The sequence below is a fragment of the Peribacillus asahii genome, assembly GCF_004006295.1.
GTDB lineage: Bacteria > Bacillota > Bacilli > Bacillales > DSM-1321 > Peribacillus > Peribacillus asahii_A.
The window spans coordinates 1502316-1514226 of sequence record NZ_CP026095.1; the positions used below are offsets into that span (position 1 = coordinate 1502316).

Below are 11911 nucleotides of genomic sequence, written 5' to 3' on the forward strand. Positions count from 1 at the left end.
GGAATAAGTAATGGAGCAGGAGTGCCCATTACGGATGTTACAAAATTCTCATGCCTTTTGAAGGTATGAGAATTTTTTTGTTAAAGTGTCCATCATATAACATGGATGGAGGTGGCTAGTTTGAATGAAAAGGCAATCGTCCTTGACGAACAAGCTATACGCAGAGCGCTAACGAGAATTGCTCACCAAATTATTGAGAAAAACAAAGGGATTGAAAACTGTGTGTTAATAGGCATTCGCACACGTGGAATTTATTTGGCTAACCGCCTTGCTGAACGAATTCAGCAGATTGAAGGCAAAGCCATCCAAATTGGCGAAATTGATATTACCATGTATCGAGATGATTTGTCGAAGAAGACAAATGATGGTGAGCCATTAGTAAAAGGTTCAAATATCGATATGAATATTACAGATAAAACCGTTGTTTTAGTAGATGATGTATTATTTACGGGTCGCACAGTGCGAGCGGCATTAGATGCTCTAGTTGATATTGGCAGACCTTCACAAATTCAACTCGCAGTTCTTGTTGATCGCGGTCATCGCGAATTGCCGATTCGCGCCGATTTTGTTGGGAAAAACGTACCGACATCTCAATCAGAGAAAATTTCTGTTACGTTAACAGAAATTGATGATATTGATCAAGTAAGTATACTAGAAAAATAAAATATTCCCTTTTAACAGGCAGTCCAGAGAGGCTGACAAAGGGGGTTAGAATGTGTACTCAGTGCATGCGATTGCGCGTTCTAGGTAACCCTCTTTGTAAATAAGCAAAGAGGGTTTTTTATGACATCAGAGATTGTTGCAGCATACTAGGAGGATTACATCATGAAAGAAACAAAAAGAGATGTCTTGTTAGATGTCGAGGATGTCCCGAAAGCAGGACAATGGATTACATTAAGTTTACAACATTTATTCGCGATGTTTGGAGCAACGGTTTTAGTGCCTGTCCTAGTAGGTCTTAGTCCAGCAGTCGCTTTAATATCAAGCGGTCTTGGAACATTAGCGTACTTATTAATTACAAGGGGACAAATCCCTGCTTATCTCGGATCTTCATTTGCTTTTATTACACCAATTCTTGCAGCGAAAGCATTAGGTGGACCAGAGGCAGCGATGATTGGCTGCTTTGTGGCCGGCCTATTGTATGGAGTTGTTGCTTTAATTATACAAAAAGTGGGTATTAGATGGTTAATGAACTTATTACCGCCGGTTGTTGTAGGACCCGTTATTATGGTCATCGGTTTAAGTTTAGCAGGTACAGCCGTAAAAATGGCGATGTACGAAGATTCAAGTGCCGAAGTACTTGTTTACAGTACAACTCATATTATGATTGCCCTTATTACTCTAATCACAATCATTTGTTGTAACGTATTTTTTAAAGGTTTTCTTAGCATCATTCCGATTTTGGTAGGGATTATTGTTGGATATGCTTGCTCTGTATATGCAGGAATCGTTGATTTTACTGGAATTAAAGAAGCGGAATGGATTGCAGCACCCGATCTTTTAATTCCATTTGTAACATACACACCGGTTTTCTCTTGGTCTGTAATTGCCATTATGATTCCAGTTGTCATCGTTACTTTATCCGAGCATATCGGACATCAAATGGTATTAAGTAAAGTAGTCGGTAGAAACTTCCTTGAAAAGCCAGGCTTACATCGTTCCATTTTAGGGGATGGTGCAGGGATTATGATCGGATCATTTATCGGAGGGCCTCCGCTTACATCTTACGGTGAAAACATCGGTGTGCTAACGATGACACGAGCATTTAGTGTGTATATCATCGGTGGTGCAGCTGTGACTGCTTTATTATTCGGCTTTGTTGGTAAAGTGTCAGCGGTTATTAGTTCAATTCCAGGAGCTGTTATGGGCGGAGTTTCAATCCTGTTATTTGGAATTATCGCTTCAAGTGGATTAAGAATGCTGATTGATCATAAAGTAGATTTTGACCAAAAACGTAACCTAATGATTGCTTCTGTCGTACTTGTTTTAGGAATCGGGGGCGCCTTCATTAACTTACCAGGTAATGTTCAATTATCGGGTATGGCTTTATCGGCTATTGTTGGAGTAGTCCTTAACCTTGTATTACCAGGTCGTGAAAAAAATAATGGTGACATGTTTGAACAATAATGTAATACTATAATAAGACGTAATAAAATAACTAACCACCTTTTAAAAGAAGTCCAGAGAGGCTTAAAAGGGTGTTCGCAGTAAAGACAGTAGGTAGATACTTTTTCTACCACGTCTTTCTAGCCCACACCCTGTCCTTAACTGGCGGGGTGTTTTTTGTATAAAACCCCCTGCCTCACAAAATTGTGGGAGGAGCAGGATCAATGAAAAGATTATTAACAATGAACGAGTTAACGATTTCTGAAATGGAGCATATTCTTGCAGAAGCCGAGCAGTTTGCCAACGGCGCAGTATGGAGACCACAGCAGCAAACGATGGTAGCTAATTTATTCTTTGAACCGAGCACACGTACAAAGTCAAGCTTTGAAATGGCTGAACGCAAACTAGGTTTAGAAGTGATTCCGTTTGATGCAGGTGCTTCAAGCGTGCTGAAAGGAGAAACACTCTATGATACAGCGAGAACATTAGAGTCTATCGGTGTTCAAGCTTTGGTGATTCGACATGAGCAAGATCATTATTTCGAGCAATTACTTGGGAAGCAGTTAAATATTCCAATTGTTAATGCAGGGGATGGCTGCGGACATCATCCAACTCAATCTTTGCTCGATTTATTAACCATTAAACAGGAATTTAATACATTCAAAGGATTGAACATTGCGATAATTGGTGATATAACGCATAGTCGAGTGGCACGATCTAATGCGATTGCGCTTACGCGTCTCGGAGCGAAGGTTGTTTTCTCAGGCCCACCAGAATGGTTTGATGAAAACAGCGGTCTTGGGGAGTATGAAGCGATTGATCAAGCGATTGCGACAAGCGATGTAGTGATGTTGCTTAGAATTCAACACGAAAGACATGATTCCAACGCAGAAATCACTGATTACTTAACGCAATATGGATTGACAAAAGAGCGCGAGCAAATGATGAAGCCGCACGCGATTATTATGCATCCAGCACCAATCAACCGAGGTGTAGAAATTGATAGTGAATTAGTAGAATGCAGCCGCTCAAGAATTTTTAAGCAAATGCAGAATGGTGTATTTGTAAGAATGGCCGTATTGAAAAATGTACTTGAACAATTTGAAGGGGGAACTTTACATGAAAACAGTCATCAAAAATGGAGTATTACTCAATAATAATGAATTCAAGCAAGTCGATATAGAAATAGAAGGTAAACGCATTACAAAAATCGGAGAAAACTTGTCAACGGAAGGTTCGGAGGTTATTGATGCAAAAGGCTTGTTAGTTGCTCCAGGATTTGTTGATCTGCATGTTCATTTACGTGAGCCGGGTGGCGAGCATAAAGAAACAATTGCTACAGGAACGTTAGCCGCAGCAAGAGGAGGCTTTACAACAATAGCCGCTATGCCGAATACGAAGCCAGTTCCGGATTCTGTTGAAACACTAGAAGCATTAAATACAAAGATTGAAGAAACAGGACATGTGCGCGTACTACCGTATACGGCTATCACCGTTAATCAAGCAGGAGAAAAGCTTACAGATTTCGCAAGCTTAAAACTAAGCGGAGCATTTGCTTTCACAGATGATGGTGTAGGTGTACAAGAAGCAGGCATGATGCTTGAAGCGATGAAGCAGGCAGCCGCGCTTGATATGGCAGTTGTTGCACACTGTGAAGATAATAGTTTAATTAATGGCGGCTCTGTTCATGAAGGAAAGTTCTCCGCACAACAAGGCATTAACGGCATTCCGTCTGTATGCGAAGCTGTACATATCGCTCGCGACGTGTTGCTTGCTGAAGCAGCCGGATGTCATTACCATGTTTGTCACATTAGTACGAAAGAATCTGTACGTACAGTACGCGATGCGAAACGTGCAGGCATTCGTGTGACAGCTGAAGTAACACCGCATCACTTATTATTATGTGAGGATGACATTCCAGGGCTAGATACAAATTATAAAATGAATCCTCCGTTAAGAGGCGCTGACGATCAAGCAGCACTGATTGAAGGATTATTAGATGGAACAATCGATTTTATTGCAACGGATCATGCACCGCATACAGCAGAAGAAAAAGCACAAGGTATGCAAAAAGCACCGTTTGGAATCGTTGGTTTAGAAACAGCATTCCCGCTCCTTTATACACATCTTGTGAAAAAAGGCGTACTTACATTACAACAGCTTGTAGATTTCTTAACAGTAAAACCAGCTGAGAACTTTGCACTTCCATACGGGCAATTAAAAGAAGGCGCACTAGCGGATATTGTGTTACTCGATTTAGAAACAGAGCAAGAAATTAACGCAGAGGAATTTGCATCAAAAGGAAAAAATACACCATTTAACGGCATGAAATGTTTTGGATGGCCGGTATTAACAATAGCTGAAGGTAAGACAGCATGGCAAAAAGGAAGTGGACAGTGATGAAAAGACAACTTATTTTAGAAGATGGTACAGTGTTTATTGGTGAAGCATTTGGAAGTGATATTGATAAAATTGGAGAAGTTGTATTTAATACAGGGATGACAGGATATCAAGAAATTTTAACGGATCCTTCTTATTGTGGACAAATTGTCACATTAACATATCCGCTAATCGGAAATTATGGAATCAATCGTGATGACTTTGAATCAGTTTCTCCAGCAGTTGCAGGTTTTGTCGTGAAAGAAGCAGCTGAATTTCCATCTAACTGGCGTAACCAATTATCATTAGATGAGTTTTTGAAAAATAAAAGTATTCCGGGAATCAGCGGAATCGATACGCGAAAACTAACAAGAATTATCCGTCAGCACGGTACGTTAAAAGGAGCGATTTGCAGCATTGAAAAAAATGCAGAAGAAATTATTTCGCAACTAAAAGCAACGGTACTACCTGCTGATCAAGTAAAACGTGTGTCAACAAAATCAGCTTATTTTAGCCCAGGTCGCGGACCGCGTGTTGTGCTTGTTGATTACGGCATGAAGCACGGAATTTTACGTGAATTAAATAACAGAAATTGCGATGTGGTTGTTGTACCTTATAATGTAACAGCTGAAGAAGTGTTAAGCTTCCATCCGGATGGCATTATGCTTTCTAATGGACCTGGAGATCCAAAAACGGTAACACAAACGCTTGAGATGATTCAAACAGTTCAAAAGGAAGTGCCACTATTCGGAATTTGTTTAGGCCATCAATTGTTTGCTCTTGCGAATGGTGCAGATACAGAGAAATTAAAATTCGGTCATCGTGGATCGAATCACCCAGTTAAAGACTTACGCACAGGGAAAGTAAGCTTAACATCTCAAAATCATGGTTACACAGTAGATACAGAATCTGTTGCGAAGACAGAGTTAGAAATTACACATGTTGCGTTAAATGATGGAACGGTTGAAGGGCTTCGTCATAAACAGTATCCTGCGTTTACCGTACAGTACCATCCAGAAGCATCACCAGGACCAGAAGATGCAAACTACTTATTCGATGAATTTATGCAGATGATTGAAGCATCTAAGAAAGTGGGGATTTAATATGCCGAAACGTAATGATATTAAAAGCATTTTAGTGATTGGATCTGGCCCGATTATCATTGGCCAGGCAGCGGAATTTGATTATGCAGGTACACAAGCGTGTATCGCTTTAAAAGAAGAAGGATACCGTGTTATTCTTATTAACTCGAACCCGGCAACGATTATGACAGACAGTGAAATTGCAGATGCTGTGTATATTGAACCGATTACACTTGAGTTTGTAAGCAAAATTATTCGTAAAGAACGTCCAGATGCTCTTCTTCCAACACTTGGCGGTCAAACAGGACTGAACATGGCGGTTGAACTAGCAAACGCAGGAATTTTAGAAGAATGCAACGTGCAAATTCTCGGCACAAAGCTTGATGCGATTGAGCAAGCAGAGGATCGTGACTTATTCCGTACATTAATGAATGATTTAGGTGAACCTGTACCAGATAGTGACATCATTCACTCTTTAGAAGAAGCGTACGCGTTTGTTGAACGCATTGGATACCCAGTTATTGTTCGCCCAGCTTTTACGCTAGGTGGAACTGGCGGCGGAATTTGTGAAAACGAAGAACAGTTAATTGAAATCGTAGAGGGCGGTTTGAAAAGCAGTCCTGTACACCAATGCTTACTTGAAAAAAGTATCGCAGGTTTTAAAGAAATTGAATATGAAGTAATGCGTGATGCAAACGATAACGCAATTGTTGTGTGTAACATGGAAAACTTCGACCCAGTTGGTGTTCATACAGGGGATTCCATTGTCGCTGCACCGAGTCAAACGTTAAGTGACCGTGAGTATCAAATGCTTCGAAATACTTCTTTGAAAATTATTCGTGCTTTGAAAATTGAAGGTGGATGTAATGTTCAGTTAGCGCTTGATCCAAATAGCTATCAATATTATGTCATCGAAGTAAACCCGCGAGTAAGTCGCTCATCTGCACTTGCTTCAAAAGCAACAGGGTATCCAATTGCAAAATTGGCAGCCAAAATCGCAGTCGGCTTAACACTTGATGAAATGATGAATCCAGTTACCGGTAAAACGTATGCAAGTTTTGAACCGGCGCTTGACTATGTCGTGACAAAAATTCCACGCTGGCCATTTGATAAGTTTGAAAGTGCAAACCGTACGCTTGGTACGCAAATGAAGGCAACGGGAGAAGTTATGGCGATTGGCCGTACATTTGAAGAATCGATTTTAAAAGCGGTTCGTTCACTTGAAGCAGGTCTATATCACTTAGGATTAAACGTAGAAGAGCTAGAAGACGGCTTAATCGAAAAGCGAATTCGTATTGCAGGTGATGAGCGTCTATTCTATATCGGTGAAGCACTTCGCCGTGGAGTAACGATTGAAACGATTCATGAGTGGAGTCAAATTGATTTATTCTTCCTTCATAAGCTGAACAAAATTATCAACTTCGAACAACAAGTGAAAGAAGATCCATTTAATCCAGACGTATTAAGAAAAGCAAAAGAGTTTGGTTTTTCTGATAAAACGATTGCTCAATTAGCAGATGTGACAGAGTTACATGTATATGAAACAAGAAAACAATTAGGCATTGTTCCTGTCTATAAAATGGTTGATACATGTGCAGCGGAATTCGAATCAGAAACGCCTTACTTCTATGGCACATATGAAGATGAAAATGAATCGATTGTCACAGACAAGAAAAGCGTTGTTGTTCTAGGATCAGGTCCGATCCGTATTGGTCAAGGTGTCGAGTTTGACTATGCTACGGTTCATTCCGTATGGGCAATTAAAGAAGCAGGTTATGAAGCGATTATCATTAATAACAATCCAGAGACCGTATCAACGGACTTCAGTATTTCAGATAAACTGTACTTTGAACCGCTAACAATTGAAGACGTAATGCATGTCATTGACCTTGAGCAACCAGAAGGCGTTGTCGTTCAATTCGGTGGCCAAACAGCGATTAACTTGGCAGATCAATTAGTGGAACGAGGCGTGAAAATTCTCGGTACATCATTAGAAGATATCGATCGAGCGGAAAACCGTGATAAGTTTGAACATGCTCTGCACGAACTTAATATTCCACAACCAAAAGGAAAAACAGCAACATCTGTAGAAGAGGCCGTTGTGATTGCAAAAGAAATTGGCTATCCAGTATTAGTTCGTCCTTCTTACGTATTAGGTGGTCGTGCGATGGAAATCGTTTACTACGAGGAAGAACTTTTACATTATATGAAAAATGCAGTAAAAATTAATCCAGAACATCCAGTTCTTATTGACCGTTATTTAACAGGAAAAGAGATTGAAGTAGATGCGATTAGCGATGGTAAAACGGTCGTAATTCCAGGGATTATGGAGCATATTGAACGTGCGGGTGTTCACTCTGGGGATTCCATTGCTGTCTACCCAACACAAAGCTTAACAGCTCAGCAAAAAGAAACGATTGTTGATTATACAATACGTTTAGCCAAAGGCTTAAACATCATTGGTTTACTAAATATTCAATATGTTATTAGCCAAGGTGAAGTGTACGTGATCGAAGTAAATCCACGTTCTAGCCGTACGGTACCATTCTTAAGTAAGATTACGAATGTCCCAATGGCAAACTTAGCGACAAAAGTTATTTTAGGACACTCATTAGAAAGCTTTGGCTATGAAAATGGCTTGGTAGCAGAAAAAGCGGGTGTATATGTAAAAGTTCCAGTCTTCTCTTTCGCGAAATTAAGAAGAGTAGATATTACGCTCGGACCAGAAATGAAGTCAACGGGTGAAGTAATGGGGAAAGATCGTACACTTGAAAAAGCATTATACAAAGGCCTTGTTGCTTCTGGTATAAAAATTCAAGGTCACGGCTCCGTACTTTTAACCGTTTCTAATAAAGATAAAGAAGAAGCTCTGCAATTAGCGCGACGCTTCCACAATATTGGCTTCAAATTAATTGCAACAAGCGGAACAGCAGCATCTATTACAGAAGCAGGTATTCCGGTTACAACGGTTGGTAAAATTGGTGAAGAAGGTAAAAATTTACTCGATGTAATTCGTAATGGGGAAGCTCAATTTGTGATCAACACGTTAACAAAAGGAAAACAACCAGAACGAGATGGCTTTAAAATTCGCCGTGAATCTGTTGAAAATGGTGTACCTTGCTTAACGTCACTTGATACGGCAGAAGCAATACTACGAGTAATTGAATCGATGACATTCTCTGCAGAAGCGATGGAGAAATCAGAAAAAAGTCGTGAGGTGAGCTTTTCATGATCGTAAAGGAAATGATGAAGGTCTTGTCACATAAAGAATTGGCGCCAGCCATCTTTGAGTTGACTTTACAAGGACAATTAGTCGAAGAAATGAAACAACCTGGTCAATTTGTCCATGTAAAAACGAGCGATGGTCTGGATCCGTTATTAAGACGCCCGATCTCCATCTGTTCCTTTAATCAACATGAACAGTCCTTTACGATGATTTATCGTGCAGGAGGGAAGGGTACGAAGCTGCTTTCTAAAAAAACAGAAGCTGAAACAGTGGATGTACTTGGACCATTAGGAAATGGCTTCCCAGTTGATGCAGTAGAAAGCGGTGAGACAGCGCTGTTAGTAGGCGGAGGAATTGGTGTTCCTCCTCTCTACCAGCTTTCGCAAATGCTTGTAGCTAAAGGTGTTCAAGTGATTCATGTGCTTGGCTTTGAAACAAAATCAGCCGTGTTTTATGAGCGTGAGTTTGCCGCTTTAGGGGAAACCTATATTGCTACAGTCGATGGATCACATGGTACAAAAGGGTTTGTAACGGATGTGATGAAAGATTTAGCTGATTCCTATAAAGCGATTTACTCTTGCGGTCCAACACCGATGTTAAAAGCGTTAGAAACGGGATATTCGGACAAGCCTCTCTATCTGTCATTAGAAGAAAGAATGGGCTGCGGAGTCGGTGCTTGCTTTGCTTGTGTTTGTCACAGTGGGGAAGGATCTTCTTATAAAAAAATATGTAGTGACGGACCGGTTTTCCGTGCTGGAGAGGTGATACTGTGAGCAAACTGTCAATTGAATTACCAGGTCTTTCATTAAAAAATCCAATTATGCCAGCATCAGGCTGCTTTGGTTTTGGCCGTGAATACAGCCAATTTTACGATTTAAGTAAGCTTGGTGCAATCATGATTAAGGCGACAACACCTGAGCCAAGATTCGGTAATCCAACGCCGCGGGTTGCGGAAACAGATGCTGGAATGTTGAATGCAATCGGTTTACAAAATCCTGGTCTGAAAAAAGTCATTTCAGAGGAATTAACATGGCTAAGTAACCATGATGTGCCGATTATTGCGAATATTGCTGGTTCACAGATAGAAGATTATGTGGAAGTAGCGCGTGAAATTAGTCAAGCATCTAATGTACATGCACTTGAATTAAATATTTCCTGCCCGAACGTAAAAGAAGGCGGGATTACCTTCGGAACGGATCCAGAAGTAGCAAAAAAAGTAACAAAAGCGGTGAAAGACGTTTCAAATGTTCCGGTGTACGTGAAGCTATCTCCAAATGTAACGAATATCGTTGAAATGGCGAAAGCAGTCGAGGCGGGCGGTGCTGATGGTTTAACGATGATTAATACATTAGTCGGCATGCGTCTGCACTTAAAAACAGGTAAACCGATTATTGCGAATAGAACAGGCGGCTTATCAGGCCCAGCTATTAAACCAGTTGCTCTTCGCATGATCTATGAAGTAAGTCAGCAAACCTCTCTACCGATTATTGGTATGGGCGGCATTACGAATGCTGAAGATGTGATTGAGTTTTTCTATGCGGGAGCAAGTGCAGTGGCAGTTGGTACAGCAAACTTTGTTGATCCATTTGTTTGTCCAACGATTATCGATGAGCTTCCAGCGCTCCTTGATGAGCTTGGCTTTGATCATATTTCACAATGTACGGGAAGGAGCTGGAAATAAGATGAATAACTCGCTGATTATTGCGCTTGACTTTCCTAATCTAGAAGAAACGAAAAAGTTCTTACAGCCTTTCGGTTCCGAAAAATTGTTCGTGAAAGTCGGTATGGAGCTTTTTTATCAAAATGGTCCAGCGATGGTTTCATATTTAAAAGAGCAAGGACATGATGTGTTTCTTGACTTGAAGCTTCATGATATTCCGAATACAGTGAAAATGGCGATGAAAGGTCTTGCTAGCTTAGGAGCGGACTTGGTCAATGTTCATGCCGCTGGCGGTCAAAAAATGATGGAAGCAGCACTAGAAGGTTTAGATGCTGGGACTACAGGTGGTCAAAAACGACCGCTATGTATTGCGGTTACGCAATTAACAAGTACAACAGAAGAGCAAATGAATAAAGAACAGAATATCCTTGGTTCACTTGAGGATGCTGTCCTGCATTATGCGTCTCTTACAAATGCAGCAGGACTGGATGGTGTGGTTTGTTCCACTCATGAAGTGAAACGAATCCATGAAGCGATTGGTTCACAATTTTTAACGGTAACGCCTGGTATTCGTAATGCAACAGGAGCTACGCACGATCAAGCGCGCGTTGCGACACCAGCACTAGCAAGAGAGCTCGGTTCAGATTTCATTGTTGTGGGTCGAGCGATTACGAAAGCTGATAACCCGTTACAATCCTATTTATCGATGAAGAATGCTTGGGAGGGAATTTCATGTTAAAACAAACTATTGCACAACATCTATTAGAAATTAAAGCGGTGTACTTACAGCCGAATGATCCTTTCACATGGTCTTCAGGAATGAAGGCACCGATTTATTGCGACAATCGCTTAACGCTTTCTTATCCAACTATTCGTCAAGATATCGCTCGCGGCTTGCAGCAATTAATTGAAGAGCATTTTCCTGGTACGGAATTAGTTGCCGGAACAGCAACAGCAGGAATTGCCCATGCAGCATGGGTGAGTGATTTAATGAATCTCCCAATGTGCTATGTTCGCTCGAAAGCAAAAGAGCACGGCAAAGGGAATCAAATTGAAGGCAGCGCAAAGCCAGGTCAAAAAGTTGTTGTTGTAGAAGATCTTATTTCGACAGGCGGCAGTGCGATTACAGCTGCACAAGCACTAAGGGAAGCTGGCTGTGATGTACTTGGTATTGTTTCGATCTTTACATATGAGCTCGAAAAAGGAAAAGAAAAACTAGCAGCTGAAGGGTTAGTTTCTCATTCGATCAGCGATTATTCGACACTTGTACAAGTAGCGAAAGAAAAAGGCTATATTAATGAAGGCGAACTGCAAAAGCTAACGAAATGGCGTGAAAATCCAGAAGATCCTTCTTGGATTGATGCTTAAAAGAAAAAGAATGTCCTACCGTATTGAAAACGGTAGGGCGTTTTTTTATTATTTTGGTTCTGTTAAAAATCGTATACATCAACACGTTAA

The 11911-nt window shown here is 40.7% G+C and carries 10 protein-coding genes; all 10 read left to right on the forward strand.

What is annotated here, in order from left to right; all coding sequences use genetic code 11:
• Positions 1 to 105 precede the first annotated feature (105 nt).
• On the forward strand, positions 106 to 663 hold the full coding sequence (gene pyrR / locus BAOM_RS07400; RefSeq protein ID WP_127759723.1) for a bifunctional pyr operon transcriptional regulator/uracil phosphoribosyltransferase PyrR: 558 nt from the start codon (positions 106 to 108) through the stop codon (positions 661 to 663).
• Positions 664 to 825: 162 nt separating this feature from the next.
• Entirely contained in the window at positions 826 to 2127 is a 1302-nt protein-coding gene (locus BAOM_RS07405) for a solute carrier family 23 protein (RefSeq protein WP_127759724.1), read from the forward strand.
• Positions 2128 to 2330: 203 nt separating this feature from the next.
• On the forward strand, positions 2331 to 3263 hold the full coding sequence (locus BAOM_RS07410) for an aspartate carbamoyltransferase catalytic subunit (RefSeq protein ID WP_127759725.1): 933 nt from the start codon (positions 2331 to 2333) through the stop codon (positions 3261 to 3263).
• On the forward strand, positions 3226 to 4506 hold the full coding sequence (locus BAOM_RS07415; RefSeq protein ID WP_127759726.1) for a dihydroorotase: 1281 nt from the start codon (positions 3226 to 3228) through the stop codon (positions 4504 to 4506). Before BAOM_RS07410 ends, BAOM_RS07415 begins: the two co-directional genes overlap by 38 nt.
• Complete coding sequence (locus tag BAOM_RS07420) at positions 4506 to 5588, forward strand: carbamoyl phosphate synthase small subunit (protein WP_127762484.1); 1083 nt, start codon at positions 4506 to 4508, stop codon at positions 5586 to 5588. The genes BAOM_RS07415 and BAOM_RS07420 overlap by 1 nt, the downstream gene beginning before the upstream one ends.
• Before the next feature lies 1 nt (position 5589).
• A complete protein-coding gene (carB, locus tag BAOM_RS07425; protein WP_127759727.1) occupies positions 5590 to 8799 on the forward strand; it encodes a carbamoyl-phosphate synthase large subunit in 3210 nt (1069 codons plus the stop codon).
• A complete protein-coding gene (locus tag BAOM_RS07430; RefSeq protein WP_127759728.1) occupies positions 8796 to 9566 on the forward strand; it encodes a dihydroorotate dehydrogenase electron transfer subunit in 771 nt (256 codons plus the stop codon). Before carB ends, BAOM_RS07430 begins: the two co-directional genes overlap by 4 nt.
• 5 nt (positions 9567 to 9571) lie before the next feature.
• Entirely contained in the window at positions 9572 to 10474 is a 903-nt protein-coding gene (locus BAOM_RS07435) for a dihydroorotate dehydrogenase (protein ID WP_373995338.1), read from the forward strand.
• Position 10475: 1 nt separating this feature from the next.
• The gene (pyrF, locus tag BAOM_RS07440; RefSeq protein ID WP_127759730.1) at positions 10476 to 11192 is read left to right on the forward strand and encodes an orotidine-5'-phosphate decarboxylase; all 717 of its coding nucleotides are present in this window, start codon (positions 10476 to 10478) and stop codon (positions 11190 to 11192) included.
• Positions 11186 to 11821: an orotate phosphoribosyltransferase gene (gene pyrE / locus BAOM_RS07445; RefSeq protein ID WP_127759731.1), complete on the forward strand. Its 636-nt coding sequence runs from the start codon at positions 11186 to 11188 to the stop codon at positions 11819 to 11821. The genes pyrF and pyrE overlap by 7 nt, the downstream gene beginning before the upstream one ends.
• Positions 11822 to 11911: the final 90 nt, after the last annotated feature.